18 protein-coding genes are annotated in these 15,946 nt (G+C 67.1%); 11 read left to right on the forward strand and 7 right to left on the reverse strand.

Features of this window, described 5'->3' with window-relative positions; genetic code table 11:
* Positions 1-113: 113 nt before the first annotated feature.
* Positions 114-875 carry a mechanosensitive ion channel family protein gene (locus tag BM282_RS07060; protein ID WP_089878485.1) on the reverse strand — a complete coding sequence of 254 codons (762 nt, stop codon included), beginning with the start codon at positions 873-875 and terminating at the stop codon, positions 114-116.
* A 236-nt stretch (positions 876-1,111) separates the two neighbouring features.
* Here BM282_RS07060 and BM282_RS07065 point away from each other — a divergent pair, with 236 nt between their 5' ends.
* The 6 genes from BM282_RS07065 (at position 1,112) to BM282_RS07090 (ending at position 6,948) form a co-directional block, all read left to right on the forward strand.
* Positions 1,112-1,432, forward strand: a complete 321-nt coding sequence (locus BM282_RS07065) for a MazG nucleotide pyrophosphohydrolase domain-containing protein (RefSeq protein WP_089879486.1) — start codon at positions 1,112-1,114, stop codon at positions 1,430-1,432.
* A gap of 35 nt (positions 1,433-1,467) precedes the next feature.
* Positions 1,468-1,947 (forward strand): YbaK/EbsC family protein, encoded by a 480-nt coding sequence (locus tag BM282_RS07070; RefSeq protein WP_089878487.1) that lies wholly within the window; start codon positions 1,468-1,470, stop codon positions 1,945-1,947.
* Between the two features lie 105 nt (positions 1,948-2,052).
* Positions 2,053-3,273: a putative manganese transporter gene (locus tag BM282_RS07075; RefSeq protein WP_089878490.1), complete on the forward strand. Its 1,221-nt coding sequence runs from the start codon at positions 2,053-2,055 to the stop codon at positions 3,271-3,273.
* A gap of 42 nt (positions 3,274-3,315) precedes the next feature.
* On the forward strand, positions 3,316-3,606 hold the full coding sequence (locus BM282_RS07080; protein ID WP_089878492.1) for a hypothetical protein: 291 nt from the start codon (positions 3,316-3,318) through the stop codon (positions 3,604-3,606).
* A 147-nt stretch (positions 3,607-3,753) separates the two neighbouring features.
* The gene (locus BM282_RS07085; protein WP_089878494.1) at positions 3,754-5,847 is read left to right on the forward strand and encodes an acetate--CoA ligase family protein; all 2,094 of its coding nucleotides are present in this window, start codon (positions 3,754-3,756) and stop codon (positions 5,845-5,847) included.
* 3 nt (positions 5,848-5,850) lie between these two features.
* The gene (locus BM282_RS07090) at positions 5,851-6,948 is read left to right on the forward strand and encodes a phosphotransacetylase family protein (RefSeq protein ID WP_089878497.1); all 1,098 of its coding nucleotides are present in this window, start codon (positions 5,851-5,853) and stop codon (positions 6,946-6,948) included.
* A 10-nt stretch (positions 6,949-6,958) separates the two neighbouring features.
* Here the strand turns inward: BM282_RS07090 and BM282_RS07095 are convergent, their stop codons facing one another.
* Both BM282_RS07095 and BM282_RS07100 read right to left on the reverse strand, forming a co-directional pair.
* On the reverse strand, positions 6,959-7,144 hold the full coding sequence (locus BM282_RS07095) for a hypothetical protein (protein ID WP_089878498.1): 186 nt from the start codon (positions 7,142-7,144) through the stop codon (positions 6,959-6,961).
* Positions 7,145-7,212: 68 nt separating this feature from the next.
* Entirely contained in the window at positions 7,213-8,322 is a 1,110-nt protein-coding gene (locus BM282_RS07100; RefSeq protein WP_175501443.1) for an aminopeptidase P family protein, read from the reverse strand.
* A gap of 93 nt (positions 8,323-8,415) precedes the next feature.
* Between BM282_RS07100 and BM282_RS07105 the strand changes: the two genes are divergently transcribed.
* Together BM282_RS07105 and BM282_RS07110 are read left to right on the forward strand one after the other, a co-directional pair.
* Positions 8,416-9,477 (forward strand): DUF7544 domain-containing protein, encoded by a 1,062-nt coding sequence (locus BM282_RS07105; RefSeq protein ID WP_089878505.1) that lies wholly within the window; start codon positions 8,416-8,418, stop codon positions 9,475-9,477.
* An 89-nt stretch (positions 9,478-9,566) separates the two neighbouring features.
* On the forward strand, positions 9,567-10,379 hold the full coding sequence (locus BM282_RS07110; RefSeq protein ID WP_089878508.1) for a hypothetical protein: 813 nt from the start codon (positions 9,567-9,569) through the stop codon (positions 10,377-10,379).
* Between the two features lie 18 nt (positions 10,380-10,397).
* Here BM282_RS07110 and BM282_RS07115 read toward each other — a convergent pair whose 3' ends face one another.
* A complete protein-coding gene (locus BM282_RS07115; protein ID WP_175501419.1) occupies positions 10,398-10,976 on the reverse strand; it encodes an EcsC family protein in 579 nt (192 codons plus the stop codon).
* 160 nt (positions 10,977-11,136) lie between these two features.
* Positions 11,137-12,471 (reverse strand): MFS transporter, encoded by a 1,335-nt coding sequence (locus tag BM282_RS07120; protein ID WP_089878512.1) that lies wholly within the window; start codon positions 12,469-12,471, stop codon positions 11,137-11,139.
* A 100-nt stretch (positions 12,472-12,571) separates the two neighbouring features.
* Between BM282_RS07120 and BM282_RS18465 the strand changes: the two genes are divergently transcribed.
* Both BM282_RS18465 and BM282_RS07125 read left to right on the forward strand, forming a co-directional pair.
* Positions 12,572-12,748, forward strand: coding sequence for a hypothetical protein (locus BM282_RS18465; RefSeq protein ID WP_175501421.1), 177 nt, complete (start codon positions 12,572-12,574; stop codon positions 12,746-12,748).
* Positions 12,749-12,849: 101 nt separating this feature from the next.
* Entirely contained in the window at positions 12,850-13,083 is a 234-nt protein-coding gene (locus tag BM282_RS07125; RefSeq protein WP_089878515.1) for a DUF7543 family protein, read from the forward strand.
* A gap of 16 nt (positions 13,084-13,099) precedes the next feature.
* On the opposite strand, the gene BM282_RS07130 is transcribed toward BM282_RS07125, so the two are convergent.
* Both BM282_RS07130 and BM282_RS07135 read right to left on the reverse strand, forming a co-directional pair.
* On the reverse strand, positions 13,100-13,888 hold the full coding sequence (locus BM282_RS07130) for a CBS domain-containing protein (protein ID WP_089878517.1): 789 nt from the start codon (positions 13,886-13,888) through the stop codon (positions 13,100-13,102).
* Between the two features lie 44 nt (positions 13,889-13,932).
* Entirely contained in the window at positions 13,933-15,402 is a 1,470-nt protein-coding gene (locus BM282_RS07135) for a DHH family phosphoesterase (protein WP_089878542.1), read from the reverse strand.
* 120 nt (positions 15,403-15,522) lie between these two features.
* Between BM282_RS07135 and BM282_RS07140 the strand changes: the two genes are divergently transcribed.
* Entirely contained in the window at positions 15,523-15,921 is a 399-nt protein-coding gene (locus BM282_RS07140) for a DUF7522 family protein (RefSeq protein WP_089878545.1), read from the forward strand.
* Positions 15,922-15,946 lie beyond the last annotated feature (25 nt).

Below are 15,946 nucleotides of genomic sequence, written 5' to 3' on the forward strand. Positions count from 1 at the left end.
ATTTCTGATGTTTTCGGCGGCCCTAAACCCGACGCTCGGAGGGGCGAGTCTCGAAAAACCGAACCGGTCGAATCGATTGAACCGACCGAACCGAAACGTTCGCGAGCGACGACTCAGTCGTCCATCGGGTCGGCGTCGACGTGGCCGCCGTCGGCCATCGCGCCGTCGCCCGCGCGGTCCGACCGCGTCGCGGCGTAGTTGACGTTGCCCATCCAGCGGCCGATGTTGGAGGCGACGTAGTCTTTGCCACCCCATCCGAGGGCGATACCCGCGCCGATGGCGAAGGCGGCGGCGAGGCCCCACGCGAACGCCTGCGCGATGGTGAACAGGAGTTCGACGTTGATGCCCATCGTGCTGAGGCCGATGACGACGGCGGTGAAGTAGAGGAACATCCGAGTTCCCGTCGCGAAGATGCCCGTGTAGCGCGTCTCCGTCGCCGCCTGCGTGCGGAGGATGGCGTCGCCGATGAAGTCGGCCACCACGAAGCCGACGACGATGACGAGGAGGCCGGCGACGAACGCCGGGAGGTACGAGACGGCCGTGCTCACCCACTCCGAGAGGAGGGCGATGGCGAGGACGTTCGCCGCGGCGAGGATGGCGACGGCGAACACGAACCAGCGTGCGAGCGTCCCGAACGCCGTCGAGACGGCCCGTTCCGTGCCGCCGAGCATCGCACCGAGGGGCGTCTTCAGCGTCGCCTTGTCGAGTTCGACGCGGTCGGCGATTCTCGTGACGACTCTCGCGGCGATTCCGCCGAGGAACCACCCGACGAGGAGCACGAGGAGTGCACCGATGAGACGCGGCGTGAACGCGATGGTCTCCGCGATGACCTCCTGAAGGAATTCGGGTACTGCGAGTTGGAGTACTGTCTGCATAGGACGTCGTCAGGATACGACTCAGGAGAACGTAGGTATGATTCGAGAACCGTCGTGCCGACTTTCCGTCACGTTCCTAAATATCGCCGTAACCGAGAGACACCCGGCGGGGAGACTATCTGACGGAGCATCAGAACTCGTGTGCGCACGTTAACACACCGTTTCTCTCGGTTTCGTCACTCGATTCGGACGGCAATGCGGGAGGGCTTAATACGTCTCCTCGACGGATGTTCTGTGTGACGAGCGACCCGCAACGACGCGTCGCGGACTTCCTCGACGCGAACGACCTGCACGCGCCGCCCGCCTACCGCCTCTTGGACCTCGCGAGCGAAGTCGGCGAACTCGCCGCGGACGCGACGAACTCCACGGCGTACGGGTCGACCCCCGAGAACCTCGACGTGAACCGCGACGAACTCGGCGACACACTGTTCTGTCTGTACGCACTCGCCGAGGAACTCGGCGTCGACGCCGAGGCGGCCGTCGACGAGTCGTTGGCGAAGTACGAGTCGCGCATCGACGACAGCGGCGACCCGGGGTCTGGCGTGCCGGAAAAGTGAGTTTTTAGCGGCCCCATCGCGTGCGGGTGGACAGCATGCACCGCAGAGCGCGCGAGTTCGCGGACGCCGCGAACGAACGGTACGGGTTCGAGGTGACCGTAGAGGAGTTCCCCGAAGGAACGAAGACGGCCGAAGACGCCGCCGCGGCCGTCGGATGCGACGTGAGTCAGATAGCCAGCAGTCTGGTCTTCGACGCCGACGGGTCGCTCGTCGTCGTCGTCACGAGTGGCGCGAACCGCGTGGACGAGAGGCGACTCGCCGACCACCTCGGCGTGTCGCCCGCGGCGGTGTCGATGGCCGACCCGGAACGGATTCGGGACGTCGTCGGGTGGGCTATCGGCGGCGTCCCGCCGTTCTGCCACGCGTCGTCGCTCCCCGTCCTCTTCGACGAGACGCTGACGACGCACGACACCGTCTGGGCGGCGGCGGGAACGCCCGAAGCCGTCTTCCCCGTCGACCCGTCCGAACTCCGTCGACTCGCCGACGCGGACGTCGTCGCGGTGGCAGAAGAGTAGCATTTCTCTCACATAACTTTATTTTTAGACGCGTCTAATCTTTGAGTGAGATGACTACTATTATCTGCGCTTCGGAGGACGACGTACCTCTCGGAGGGGGAGTCTATGTCTGAGCTGTTCGATATCTTTCTCGGGTCGGTGCGCGACGGTTTCGTGCAGGTGAGCGCGTTCGTCGCCGTGACCGTCCTCCTCTTCAGTTACGTCCAGTACCGGACGGACGGCCGCCTCGTGAAGAAGCTAGAGGAGAACCGCCGCGCGGGGCCCATCGTGGGTGCGCTGATGGGTCTGACACCGGGGTGTGGCGGCGCAATCGTGATGATGCCGCTATACATCCGCGGGTCCGTCTCGTTCGGGACGGTGGTGGCGACGCTCATCGCCACCGCGGGTGACGCGGCGTTCGTTATTCTCGTCCTCGCGCCCGAGGCGGCCCTGTACGCCTATGGCATCGCACTCGTCACGGGCGTCGTGTTCGGTTACGCCATCGACGCGTTCGGACTGGGCGTCGGCCGCGTCGACAGAGCGGTGAGACAACTCCGTCCCACCCTGACAGACGGCGGTGTCGCGACGCCGGTAGCCGGAAGCAAGGTCCACCACTACGACGAGGGAGTCACCTGCGAACGCCACGACCACGGCCCGACTCGCGAGTCCGGGACGATGCGTTCCGTGACGCTCGCCGCCCTCGCGGCGTGGTGGGTCGCCGCCGCCGCCGGCCTCGGCGCGGGCGTCCTCTATCTCCTCCGCGGCGCACCGGACGTGCCGATGGTCGCCGGACTCTCCTTCGCGGGCGTGTTCACCGTCGCCGGGATTACGGGAACGACGCTGTCGGCGTATCTCTACTTCGTCGGTCGGACGTACATCGGCCACGGCGACGTCGGGCGAGCGAAGGACACCTTCGGGAGCGTCTACGAGACGCTGACGCACGCCGCGATGGAGACGTCGTTCGTCACCGTCTGGGTCATCGGCGCGTACCTCCTCTACGAGTACACCATCCTCTTCACTGGGTTGGACATCGGTTCCGCCGCCGCCGCGGCGGGCGTCCTCGCGCCCGTCGCGGGCGCCGCCGTCGGCCTCATCCCCGGATGCGGGCCGCAGATTATCCTCTCGGCGGCGTACGCGCAGGGCGCGATTCCGTTCTCCGCGCTGACGGCGAACGCCATCAGTCAGGACGGCGACGCGTTGTTCCCCCTCATCGCCATCGACAAGACGGCCGCCGTCGTCGCCAGCATCTACACGACGATTCCGGCCGTCGTCGTCGGCGTCGCCCTCCACTACACGTGGACGGCCGTCTTCGGCTTCCCGATGTTCGGCTTCGGCGTCATCGGCTGAGTCGGCGGCGGACTTTTCTCCCACGCGGCGGACGTCGACACCATGAGCGCCGATTCCGAATCCGAAGCGACCACCCGCGTCTGGTTGGTCGAGCGGACCTACTCCGACGACGAGCAGAACATCATCATCCTCGTCTACGCGACGCCCGACGGGTCGCAGTACCTCCGCAAAGAGCGCTCGCTCACGAGTTTCTCGGACGTCCGCGACACGACGGCCGCCCTCGACACCGACGCCGACCACCTCGGAACCGTCGAAGACGACGAGACGAGAGCCCGGTACGCCGACGCCGTCGCGGAGATGCGCGCGGCGCACGCCCCCGACGACGTGGTGTGACGCCCGCCTCGCCGCCCGAAGAGAGAACCGAACACATCTACAGAAATTCGTGAACGAACGAAAAATCGTGAGGGAGACGTGGCCGCACGGCCCATGTAAAACTATACATACCCGGATTTAAACGGCGAGAGCGAGTAGTTCGCGGCGATGGGAGAGTTATCCGAGTTGTTCGCACCGCGACGCGTCGCCGTCGTGGGTGCGACAGAGCGCGAAGGGTCCGTCGGTCGCGCCATCATGGAGAACCTCGTCGACGACTTCGAGGGGGACGTCGTCCCCGTGAACCCGAAGTACGACGAGGTCTTCGGCGTCCCGGCGGTGGCCGGTGTCGGCGAGTCCGACGCCGACCTCGCGATAATCGTCGTCCCGCCGCACATCGCGGTGGACGCGGTTCGCGAGGCCGGTGAGGCGGGCGTCCAGAACGTCGTCGTCATCACCGCCGGGTTCGGCGAGACGGGGAGCGAAGGCGCCTCCCGCGAGCAAGAACTCGTCGACGTGGCGACCGAGTACGGCCTGAACCTCGTCGGTCCGAACAGCCTGGGCGTCATGTCGACGCCGAAGCAGATGAACGCCACGTTCGGCCCCGAGAACGCGACTCCCGGCAACATGTCGTTCATGAGCCAGTCGGGCGCGTTCATCACGGCCGTCCTCGACTGGGCGAACGACCAGGGAATCGGCTTCAAAGACGTGGTGTCGCTCGGGAACAAAGCCGTCCTCGACGAGGCTGACTTCGTCGACGCCTGGGGCGACGACGAGGACACCGACGTCATCATCGGCTACCTCGAAGGCATCTCCGAGGGCCGCGAGTTCATCGACACCGCCCGCGAGGTGACCCAAGACACGCCTATCGTCCTCGTGAAGTCCGGGCGGACGGACGCGGGCGCGCAGGCGGCGTCGAGTCACACGGGCACCATCGCCGGGTCCGACCAGGCGTACGAAGCGGGGTTAGAGCAGGCGGGCGTCATCCGCGCCGAGTCGGTGCAGGGCCTGTTCGACGCCGCGCGAGTGCTGGAGAGCCAACCCCTCCCCGACAGCGACGACGTGGCCGTCATCACGAACGCGGGCGGTCCCGGCGTGATGACCACGGACGCCGTCGGCGACTCGCGCCTCTCGATGGCGTCGTTCACCGACGACACCCTCGACGCGTTCTCCGAAAAACTCCCCGCCGAGGGGAACATCTACAACCCCGTCGACATCGTCGGCGACGCCGACAACGAACGCTTCCGAAACGCACTCGACTTGGCACTCGCCGACGACAACGTCGGGAGTGCCATCGTCCTGACGTGTCCGACGGCGGTGCTGGACTACCAGCAACTCGCCGCCGATACGGTGGAGTTACAGGAGAAGTACGACAAGCCCGTCGCCGCCTGTTTCATGGGCGGCGAACGCGTCAAACCGGCCGCGGAGGCACTCACCGAGGCGGGCATCCCGAACTACTTCGACCCCGCCCGCGCCGTGCAGGGACTCGACTCGCTCTCTCGGTTCCGCGACATCTCCGAACGCGAGTACGACCGGCCGACGACGTTCGACGTGGACGAAAAGCGGGTCCACGAGATTCTCTCCTCGGTCGAGGACCGCGACGACACGCGCCTCGGCGTGGAAGCGATGGACCTGCTCGACGCCTACGGCATCGAGACGCCGCAGGGCGACATCGTCGACGCCCCCGCGGACGCGCTCGAAGTCGCAGAGCGCATCGACGGCGACGTCGTGATGAAAATCGTCAGCCCCGACATCCTGCACAAATCCGACATCGGCGGCGTCAAAGTCGGCGTGCCGAACGAGGAGGTGTACGACGCCTACGAGGACCTCGTGACCCGAGCGCGCAACTACCAACCCGACGCCAACATCATCGGCGTGCAGGTGCAGGAGATGGTCGACCTCGACAGCGGCGTCGAGACCATCGTCGGCATGAACAAAGACCCGCAGTTCGGTCCGCTTCTCATGTTCGGCCTCGGCGGTATCTTCGTGGAAGTCCTCGAAGACACGACGTTCCGCGTCGCTCCCGTCGCGGAGTCCGAAGCGCGCGCGATGACAGAAGAGATAGACTCCGCACCGCTGCTTCGCGGTGCGCGTGGCCGCGACCCCGTCGACGTGGAGGGCGTCACCGAGACCATCCAGCGTCTCTCCCAACTCGTCACGGACTTTCCGGCCATCCTCGAACTGGACATCAACCCCCTCGTCGCAACCCCCGACGGCGTCAAAGCCGTCGACGTGCGATTGACGGTAGACCCCGACCAACTCTGACCCATGAACACGTTACTCGTCACCTCGACCCACGAAAGCACCGGCAAGACGGCAGTCACGCTCGCACTCGGCAAACTCGCGCAGGAACGCGGCCGCTCGGTCGGCTACATGAAGCCGAAGGGCACGCGCCTGCAGTCGAACGTCGGCAAGACGCTCGACGAAGACCCGATGCTCGCCCGCGAGGTGCTCGGACTCGACGCCGAGATGCACCAGATGGAACCCGTCGTCTACTCGCCGACGTTCGTCGACGGCGCGATTCGCGGTCAAGAAGACGGCGACGAACTCGGCGAGATAATCGAGGAGTACTTCGAGCAGCTCTCGGCCGACAAGGACCTGATGCTCGTCGAGGGCGGCGGCGTCTGGAGCACCGGCGGCATCGTCGACCTGACGGACGTCGACGTGGCCGAACGACTCGACGCGGGCGTCTTGCTGGTGAGCCACTACGAGAAACCCGGCGACGTCGACGACGTCCTCGCCGCCGCCGAGCAGTTCGACGACCGACTCGCGGGCGTCCTCTTCAACGGCGTCTCCGACGCCGCCTTCGACGAACTCGAACAGGAAGTCGTGCCGTTCCTCGAAGGCCGCGGCGTCCCCGTCCTCGGCGTCGTCCCGCGCGAGCGAGAACTCGCCGGCGTCACCGTCGACGGACTGGCCGACGAACTCGGCGCCGACGTGGCGACGCAAGGCGGAAGCGACGCCTACGTCGAACGGTTCCTCGTCGGTGCGATGGGCGGCGACGCCGCCCTGCGCTACTTCCGACGGACGAAGAACGCCGCGGTCATCACCGGCGGCGACCGCTCGGAGATAATCACGGCCGCCATCGAAGCGCCGGGCGTGAAGGCCATCATCCTCACCGGCGGCCACCGCCCGTCTCCGGCCGTCCTCGGGAAGGCCGAAGAGCGGGGCGTCCCCGTCCTCCTCGTCAACGGCGACACGCTGTCCGTCGTCGACAGAGCGGAGGACGTGATTCACTCGGGCCGCACCCGCGACGAGGAGACGGTGGCGCGGATGCGTGACCTCCTCTTCGAACACACCGACGTCGACTCGCTCGTCGGTGGCGACGTGAGCGGCGACGACGAGACGGCCGACGAAGCCGAGTAGTCCGGCGACGTCAGCGACTCGATTTTTCGCTCGGACCGTCCAGATAGCCGTTGATACCCGACGGGACGACGAATCCGACCGAGAGAAGCGTCGCTCCCGCCAGCGGAAACGACCCGGTGGCGACGTAGACGAGATACGTCGTCGGAATCGAGAGGACGACGCCGGCCAGTACGACTCGCTGCGCTCTGGTGAGCATACGCTCCCGTGGCGTTCCCCGGACAAACCGTCTTCTATCCGCGAGCGAACCGCCTCGAGCCGCCTACCTCAGCACTCCCAGCCGCGGTCGGTGTCGTTCAACCGCTCACGGCCGTTCTCGGTGACGACGACCAGGTCTTCGATGCGGACGCCGAACTCGCCGTCGAGGTAGACGCCGGGTTCGACGCTGAACACCATCCCCAGTTCGAGTTCCGTGTCGTTCCCGGCGACGATGTAGGGGTCTTCGTGCACGTCCAGTCCGACGCCGTGTCCCGTCCGGTGGACGAACGCGTCGCCGTAGCCCGCCTCGTCGATGACCTCGCGGGCCGCGCGGTCGACCGACGCCGCGGTGACGCCGGGTTCGACGGCGTCGACGGCGGCCGCCTGCGCCTCGCGGACCACCTCGTGCACCTCGCGGAATCGCTCGCCGGGGTCGCCGTCGAAGACGAGCGTTCGCGTCTGGTCGCTCGGATAGCCGTCCACGCGCGTGCCGAAGTCGAGAACGACCGGGTCGCCCGCGGTTATCTCCCGGTCACCGTGGTGGTGGTGCGGCATCGCGCCGTTCGGCCCCGACCCGACGATAGTCTCGAATGAGACGCCCGCGCCGCCCGCCTCCGCGAGGTACGTCTCGATGCGGGCCGCGAGTTCGGTCTCGGTCATCCCGACGGCGTCCGCGCCGAGTTCCCGGACGGCGTCGACCGCTTCGTCCGCGGCGACGCCCGCCCGACGGAGTGCGTCGAGTTCGGCGTCGTCTTTCCGGACGCGAAGCGGAGCGACCACGTCGCTCGCGAGGCCGAACGTCGCCTCGGGCAGGACGGCGCGCAGGTCGTGGGTGAACCGCGCCCACATCGTGTCGTCGACGAGGACGTGCGGGGCCGACGGGAGGTCCATCGCGTCGAGTGCGTCGGCGGTGGCGGCGACGGGGTCGGCGTCGTCCGCCCACGTCCGCACCTCGTCGACCCACGAGGCCGACCGCACCTGCGTCTCGTACAGGTCGGGGACGAGAAACACCGGGTCGCCGTCGGCCGGAACGAGATAGAAGAGGTGGCGTTCGCCGGGTGCTTCGTCGAACCCCGAGAGGTAGAACAGGTTTCGGCTGGGGAAACAGACGAGAGCGTCTGCCTCCGCGTCTGCGAGTGCGGCCTGCGCGTCGCGCGTCCGGCGCTCGAACGGTGTAATCGCCATACCGTGACGTTCCGCCGCACCGTACAAGAACCTGCGGGGGGTCGGCCGACCTGCCGTTTTATCCGCTCACGCGACCCATCGGTACGTATGTCGTGGCACTCGATTGACTCCTTGGACGACGCGCGCGCGGCGACGACGGGACTCCTCCGCCCGTTCAGCCTCGGGACGTGGGCCCGCCTCGCTCTCGTCGCCGTCTTCGTCGGCGGGACGGCGAGCAACGCCTCCGTGAACTTCAACCTCGGCGGAACGACGACGCCCGGACTCCCGCAGTTCGGACCGCTCGGTCCGTTCGACCTCCCGTTCGACGGTCTCCCGCCGTTCGACCCCGGGGTGGTGACCGGTCAGCGCGTGCTCCTCGGCGTCGCCGCCCTCGTCGGCGTCCTGTTCCTGTTCGCCCTCGCGTTCTCGCTCGTCGCCGCGGTGATGCAGTTCGTCTTCGTCACCGGACTCGCCGACCGCGAGGTGCGCATCCGCGGCCCGTTCCGCACGCATCTCGGGAACGGGCTCCGTCTGTTCGGCTTCCAGTTCGCCGTCGTCGCCCTCACCCTCCTCGTCGTCGGTGGCCCCCTCGCGCTCACCGTCTTCGGCGGTGCCACCGTCAACCCGGGACTCCTCGTCGTCCTCCTCCCCGTCGTCCTCGTCGGCGTCGCACTCGCACTCGTCGTCGCCCTCCTGTTCCAACTGACGACGGACTTCGTGGTGCCGACGATGCTCGCCGCCGACGTCGGCGTCCTCGACGGCTGGCGGCGCTTCTTCCCCACGCTCCGCACCGAGTGGGAGGAGTTCGCGCTGTACGTCATCATCCGGTTCTCGCTCGGCATCCTGGTCGGTGCGCTCGTCGCGGCGGCGACGCTGTTCGTCGCCGTCCTCGTCGCCCTTCCGTTCGTGATTCTCGGCGGCGCGGTGTTGCTGGCGTTCTCCGCACCGGGTGCGCTCCCCCTCGTCGCGTGGGCGCTCCTCGCCGTCGTCGGTCTCTGTTACGCGCTCACCGTCGCCGTCGCGGGCGCGTTCCTCCTCGTCCCCGTCGTGACGTTCTTCCGGTACTACTCGCTGTACGTCCTCGGGCGTCTGGACGACGGACTCGACCTCGTGGGCGCGTCGCCGCAGGAGACGACCGGCGACAGCCCCGGCGGCTCCGTGGCCGCCTGACCCCGTGGTAGGGTCGGCGGAACGGACCTCCTCGTGTGGGATGAACTACAGTTATTCTCGCCGCTCGCGTCTGTGCACCCGGTGAAAGCATGATCGACATCGACGATATCCGGTCGGTCACGGAACTCGACGCCGACGGCTGGAGCGTTCCGGTCGGTACGTTCGACGGGGGAGACGGTATCTTCGGCGACGGTGCGGAGGCGTGGGACGTCGACGGACTCGTCGACCCGACGACGACCGAGTTGATATCTCGGCCGTCCATCGACGACTTCGACGTCTCGACGCTGTTCGCGGGCGCGACGGACGGCAGCACGCTGGCCGGTCATCCCTCGACGTACTTCCAGCAGGTGTTCACCGAGAACGAGAGCGCGATTCGAAAACCCGAGACGTTCCAACTGTTCGAGCGAGCGAGAACGACCGACAGCGGGGAACCGTTCGCCGTCTTCAAACGGCAGTTGGCGCAGGCGCAGGGACGGAACACCATCCCGGGCCTGCTGAAACTGGCGCTCGATACGGCCGAGGAGTTGGGAATCGACGAGTCGCATCGCGGAACGGTCGAGAACGTGCTGGGTGTGTCTCCGTTCCTCGAAGACCAACTCGTACGAGTGCTGAAACAACACGGCGTCAGACCGAAGTACGCGAAACTCGCGGCGTTCGGAACCACGCTCGTCCTCGCGGACGGGGCGATTCACGCGATGGGCGTCTCCGACGCCGACATCGAATCGCTCACCGCGACGCTCGTAGACGCCGTCAGCATCGACACGGTCGAACACGAACTCTGTCTGGCGTTCGTCCTCGCTCTCGGTTCCGAACTGTCGAGGCGGGCGCGCACGATAGACGTCAAACACCTCGTGAGCGTCCTCGAACACGTCCTGCGCGCTCGCTCCGGGCGACGGTCCTGACAACCTCGTCCGCTCCGCTCAGTACGTCGAGAACGCCTCCTTTTCGGCGTAGTAGTGCTCGGCGACGTCCGCTATCGACCGGACGAAGTAGGCGTTGACGCCGCCACAGGCTATCGGTCCGACGACGGGGATGTGGTGACCGACGACTTTTCCCGCCACCTTCGCGCCGATCTTCGCAGCCACTTTCGTCGAGACTTTCTTGAGGAACTGTCTGGAGACTCCGTGCTGACTGTCTCGGAACTCGACGATAGACTCTCTGGCCAACTGCATCCGCACGTCCGCGGGGTCGACGTGTCCGGACCAGACGGCGAGAATCAACGCTAAGTCGGTGGCGGCATCTATCGAACAACCGCGTATCACTCCGACACCCCACGCAGTCGTCATCATCGTCCGAACGAGGTAGATGACGTCCACGGGTCCGAGAACCCAATACGCGCCGGGGACTGCACCCGCACCCGCGCCTGCAACGAACGACTTCCGCGCCTGGTGGACGACCCACTCCTCGGTGTCGTCGTACCGACTGGCCGACCGTATCGCGTCCGTCGCGTCGCTTCCGAACTTCTCTAACGTCTCGGTGATTCGGTTCGGTTCGACCACGTCGCTCGAGACCGTTCGTCTACGCCCGAAGAGAGCCATAATATTTCGCTGACAGGTACGTCGCCGGTGGAGATAATCTGCGTTGCTCCCGGACTGACTCGTCTCGCCGGCGCGGGGTCCGGCGGCGTCGTCATCCGTCACGAGTCGAGACCGACCGCGTTCAGTCCACCGACTCCGCGTCTCTCGACTCACCCTGACCGACCAGTAGCGACGCGTCCAGTCGCAACAGGAGGGCGACGATGGGTATCATCAACGCGCCGCCGAGGACGAACGGGGCCCAGAAGTCGACACCCGTGTAGAGCAGTCCGGCGAGTGCGGGGCCGAACGTCCGCGCGAGACTGCCGGCGCTCTGGGTGAGTCCGAACGCGCCGCCCTGGTCGTCGGCCGTCGCCGAACGCGAGACGAGGGTGTTCAGAGAGACGTTCGTGATGGCGTTGCCGAACGCCAGCGGCGTCACGACGAGAGCGAGGGCGACGATGGCGGCGGGGAGCGTCGGACCGACGGGGAGGAGGGGGCCGACGGCCGGGAGGTACGACCCGATTTTCGGCGCGAACGGGACGGCGGCGAGGGTGAACACCTGTATCGCCGCGCCCGCGATGGCGACGCGGTACTCGCCGTAGCGGTCCGTGAGCGGGCCGATGAGGCCGCCCTGAACGACGGCGATGACGACGCCGAAGTAGGTGAGAAGCAGGGCGTTCTCCGTCGCGCCGTAGCCGTACTGCTCGTTCGTGAGAAAGATGAACTGACTCTCCAGCGCCGAGAAGGCGAACGAGACGAGGAAGAAGGCGACGACGAGCGTTCCGAGCGCGGGCGTTCGCAGGGCGGCCAACAGTTCCGCGACGCGCGACTCGCGTTCTTCCGCACGGCTCTCTCCACGGGCCTCCGGCGGGCGAGATTCGGGGAGGAGGAAGTACGCGGCGACGAGGTTCGAGGCGGTGATGGCGGCGGCGGCGAAACTGGGCAGCGAGAACTCCGTCGCCGGGAGCCACGCCGGAAACACGGACTGCGCGGCGGTGACGACGGCGTCGCTGGCGAAGAACCCTCCCATCGCGGGGCCGAAAATGAAGCCGAGGCCGAACGCCGCGCCGAGGAGTCCGAGTCCCCGAGCGCGCTCTTCCGGCGGCGTCACGTCGGCGATGTACGCCTGCGCGGTGGCGATGTTGCCGCCCATCGCACCGGCGAGCATCCGCGCGAAGAAGAGGACGGCCAGCGACCCAGCGAGGCCGAACAGCGTCCACGCGAGGACGGACCCGGTGAGCGAGAGCAAGAGGACGGGACGACGGCCACGGGTGTCCGACAGGCGGCCGAGGAAGGGGGCTGCGAGAAACTGCATCGCGGAGTAGGAGGCGATGAGGAGACTGCCGACGAACTCCGTCGCGCCGAACGAGAGCGCGTACAGGGGGATGACCGGAATCAGAATGCCGAACCCGAGCAGGTCGACGAAGACGATGACGAAGACGACGGCGAGCGCCCGCCGAGAGTTGTCCACACCCATCGACCGGAACTCGGGCCGACCCGGGAATGAAGCCACCGGTACGGGCCACGCGCGGCGGTAAGTGGTCGATAACAAAGACTGTCTTCTCCCATGATACCCCATGGCATTCGAATGGACCTCGTACTTCGAGTGTGCGGCGTGCGGTGAACTCGAACGGGCCGACACCGTCGGCTACGACAGTCTCGGCTACCCCGAGTGTCCGGACTGCGGCGCTCGAACCGGCCCCCTCGCGGGCGTCGAAGCGGCCACGTGGGCGCAGACGAAAGCGCTCGACTAGAGCGCCCCACGGACCGCCTCGCGTCGCTCGTGGGCGCTCGTCGGCCGTCTCCGTCGGACCAGAGAGCAAGACACAGGTAGGCCCGTCGCGGACGGACAGCCATGAGTTGGCAGGAAGTCCGCGCGGACGGTCAAATCACCGAGTGGGAGCGAAGCGACGGCACCGCGACGATTCGGCTCCGTCGCCGCGTCGACGAGACGTTCGTGGTTCGGTTGGACCGCCTCTATCAGTCCGACGAGGGGCGCGGCTACCGGAGAGAGCGTTTCGACAGCGAAGACGAGGCGCTCGCGCTGGTCGAGGAGTGGCGCGAGGAGTACGACGTGGACGACCGGTAAGCGGTGCGTACCGGCGTCAGTCCCGTTGGAGACGGCGGGTCGTCTCGACCAGCGGATGTCGGCCGTAGTCGACGACGTCGATGTCGCCGATAGACCGCAGTCCCTCCTTCTCGGCCGTTCGCTGCATCCCGAGTTCGATTGGGTCGTCCACGACGATGACGTAGGCGTCCATCTCCTCGATACCGGTGCGGTGGGCGGCCATCACGCGGTGGTGACCGTCCGCGAGGAGGAGGGTGCCGTCGTTGTCGATGACGACGAGTGGTTCCGCGAGACCGCGGTCGAGTTCGTAGCGCCGGCCCTCCAGTTCATCGGCGTAGACGCGCGCCTGCGTCGGGATGAGGTCGTCGAGGTGGACCGTCGCCTTCTCCTGATGGACCGTGATTCCGTGAATCTGTTCGAGCGTGCGCATCAGTTTTCCGACTTTCTCGGGCGTCGCGCGCTCTATCTGCGAGCGAATCACGTCCGTGTTCGAGATGATGCCTACGAGGTTCCCCGCATCGTCGACGACGGGCAGTTTCTGGATACCCGACCGGAGGATGACCCGCGCGGCGTCGGTGACGGCCATGTCGGGATGCGCGACGATGATGTCCTCGGACATGACCGTGAAGATGGGTGCGTCGTCGGTTTCGAGGAGGAGGTCACGGGCGGTGACGAACCCCTCTACTTTCCGCCCGTCGCAGACGGGAAAGCCGTTGTGTCCGTCGCTCTCGACGATTCGTTTCGCCACGTCTGCGACGGTGTCGGTGGGAGACACCGTCTGTACCTCTCTGGTCATGTAGTCCTTGACGGCCGCCTTCCCGCTCATCGTGGGGGGTACGCGAGGGACTGTCAAAAGCGTGGCCCCGGCGTTCACCACTCGTCCATCGGGAACTCGAAGGCGAGGTCGGTTCCGTCTTCGTCCACGTCGAGCGTCCGCGTCGCGTCTTCGAGCGTCTCGAACAGGCGACCGGAGATGACGTCGGTGACGACGCGCGAGAGCGACTCGCGGGAGTCCTCACCCACGTCCGCCAGGATGCCGAGCGGAATCTGCGCGCCGGCCATGTCGGCGTGTCCACCCGCGCTGCCGATGGGGCCGAGGGCGTCTCTGAGCGTCTCACCGAGGTCCACGTCCGTCCCGCGCGCCCGCCCCGAGACGTAGACCGTCCCCTCTTTGAAGCCGTAGACGACCGTCACGCGGGTCCCCTCCATGTCGAGGAGGCGGTCCGCCGCCTGCGCGAGGGCGTCGCGGTCGCGAATCTCGCCGACGTTCGTCGCTAAGACGTCGCCGCGGACGTCGCGGTTCTGAATCGCCCGTGCCAGCGTCTCCAACACCTCCGAACTCATGCTCGGCGACTCGACGCGCTGGAGCGTCGAGAGGTTCGCGTGTGGCACCAGCCACGCCGCGGCCTCGAAGTCGGTGACGGACACCTCGCGAGTGAAGTCGCGCGTGTCGACGCGGATACCGAACAGGAGCGCCGTCGCCACCGTCTCGCCGGGTTCGACGCCGAGGCGACGAAGGTAGTCGGCTATCAGCGTGCTCGTCGCCCCGATGTCGCGCCGAAGGTCCAGAAAGCGGGCCTCGACGGGCGCTCTGGGCGGGTGGTGGTCGACCACGATGTCGACTTCGGTGTCCTCGGGGAGGCCGTCGTTCACGCCCGGACGCGAGTGGTCGACGAGGGCGACGCCGCCGTACCCCGACGTGTCGGCCCCGCGTTCGAGGTTGGTGAGAGACACTTCGAGGAGGTTGACGAGCGCGCGGTTCTCCTGGTGCGATATCTCGCCGAAGTAGCAGGGCTCTGCTCGCACTCCGACGCTCTCGGCGATGCGGGCGAGTGCGAGGGCGCTGGCGATGGCGTCCGGGTCGGGGTTGTCGTGCATGACGACGGCGAGGGTGCCGTCGACGCTCTTGAGGACGCGGAGCAGACGGTGCAGACGCTCGGCCGAGTCGTCGTCGGTCAACTCGGACAGTCGGTCCGCGAGCGCCCGTCGCGCGTCGACGAGGCGGTCCGTCGACGCGTCGAGCGCCTCGCGAACGTCGGCGTCGGCGTCGGTGCCGACGTAGGCGACGAGGTACGCGTCCGGGAACCGTTCGGCCGCCGTCCGGACCGCTTCGAGGTTCGCCGCCGCGTCGTCGCTGGCGGCGAACACCAGGTCGGCCGCGTCGGGGTACGCTTCCTCGTCGTCGAGCGCGGACCGTCTCGCCTCGACGCCCTCCTCTCGGAACGAGTCGACGACGCTCTTTCGGGGCGAGAGAACCGTCAGCGTCCCCGGCCACCCGGCAACCTCCTCGACCACGCCCCGTGCGGCCGACCCGCATCCGAGGACCAACCGCCGTTGCATGTCCGTCCCGTGGTTCCCCCCCGGCAAAACCCTACCGTCCGACCGGCCGGAGTGCGCCCGGGCGGCCGGTTTCGTCCGGGCGATGGAATTATGACTCGTCCACGTGTGATAACGCACGTCATGGATGCCGACCCTGACCTCGTAGACTCCGAGTTCTCGGAGTCGATTCGTGCCGCCTGTCGAACCGCCGTCGGGGACAGTCTCCGAAGTATCACCTACTTTACGCCCTCGGCGTTCCAGCAGGTGTACCTTCGGTCTGACCTCGACTCCGATGCCGACTTGGCGGGATTCGTCGAACACGAGACGGACGGGTTTCACGCGACACGCGCCTACCGCGGGTCCGAACTCGGCGACTACCAGTTCACCATCCGCGCGTTCGAGAACGGCTACATGACGCGCATCACCCACGGCGACCACGGGGTGTTCGTCACGACGGACGGGTTGACGATGCGTCGCTCCGAAGACGTCGCGAGCGCGCTCGGAGAGTTACTGGAACGACAGCTCTCGGAGGCGGTGTAGCGCGTCTCCGACCGAACGCGAACGC

It is taken from the genome of Halogeometricum limi, from assembly GCF_900115785.1.
GTDB lineage: Archaea > Halobacteriota > Halobacteria > Halobacteriales > Haloferacaceae > Halogeometricum > Halogeometricum limi.

Excerpts from the sequence above, each read along its gene's own strand:
- BM282_RS07080 (WP_089878492.1), top strand. The coding sequence starts at position 3,316 with ATGAGCGCCGATTCCGAATCCGAAGCGACCACCCGCGTCTGGTTGGTC.
- BM282_RS07125 (WP_089878515.1), top strand. The coding sequence starts at position 12,850 with ATGAGTTGGCAGGAAGTCCGCGCGGACGGTCAAATCACCGAGTGGGAG.
- BM282_RS07135 (WP_089878542.1), bottom strand. The coding sequence starts at position 15,402 with ATGCAACGGCGGTTGGTCCTCGGATGCGGGTCGGCCGCACGGGGCGTG.
- BM282_RS07105 (WP_089878505.1), top strand. The coding sequence starts at position 8,416 with ATGTCGTGGCACTCGATTGACTCCTTGGACGACGCGCGCGCGGCGACG.
- BM282_RS07085 (WP_089878494.1), top strand. The coding sequence starts at position 3,754 with ATGGGAGAGTTATCCGAGTTGTTCGCACCGCGACGCGTCGCCGTCGTG.
- BM282_RS07110 (WP_089878508.1), top strand. The coding sequence starts at position 9,567 with ATGATCGACATCGACGATATCCGGTCGGTCACGGAACTCGACGCCGAC.
- BM282_RS07120 (WP_089878512.1), bottom strand. The coding sequence starts at position 12,471 with ATGGGTGTGGACAACTCTCGGCGGGCGCTCGCCGTCGTCTTCGTCATC.
- BM282_RS07060 (WP_089878485.1), bottom strand. The coding sequence starts at position 875 with ATGCAGACAGTACTCCAACTCGCAGTACCCGAATTCCTTCAGGAGGTC.
- BM282_RS07090 (WP_089878497.1), top strand. The coding sequence starts at position 5,851 with ATGAACACGTTACTCGTCACCTCGACCCACGAAAGCACCGGCAAGACG.
- BM282_RS18465 (WP_175501421.1), top strand. The coding sequence starts at position 12,572 with ATGGCATTCGAATGGACCTCGTACTTCGAGTGTGCGGCGTGCGGTGAA.
- BM282_RS07140 (WP_089878545.1), top strand. The coding sequence starts at position 15,523 with ATGGATGCCGACCCTGACCTCGTAGACTCCGAGTTCTCGGAGTCGATT.
- BM282_RS07095 (WP_089878498.1), bottom strand. The coding sequence starts at position 7,144 with ATGCTCACCAGAGCGCAGCGAGTCGTACTGGCCGGCGTCGTCCTCTCG.
- BM282_RS07130 (WP_089878517.1), bottom strand. The coding sequence starts at position 13,888 with ATGAGCGGGAAGGCGGCCGTCAAGGACTACATGACCAGAGAGGTACAG.
- BM282_RS07070 (WP_089878487.1), top strand. The coding sequence starts at position 1,468 with ATGCACCGCAGAGCGCGCGAGTTCGCGGACGCCGCGAACGAACGGTAC.
- BM282_RS07075 (WP_089878490.1), top strand. The coding sequence starts at position 2,053 with ATGTCTGAGCTGTTCGATATCTTTCTCGGGTCGGTGCGCGACGGTTTC.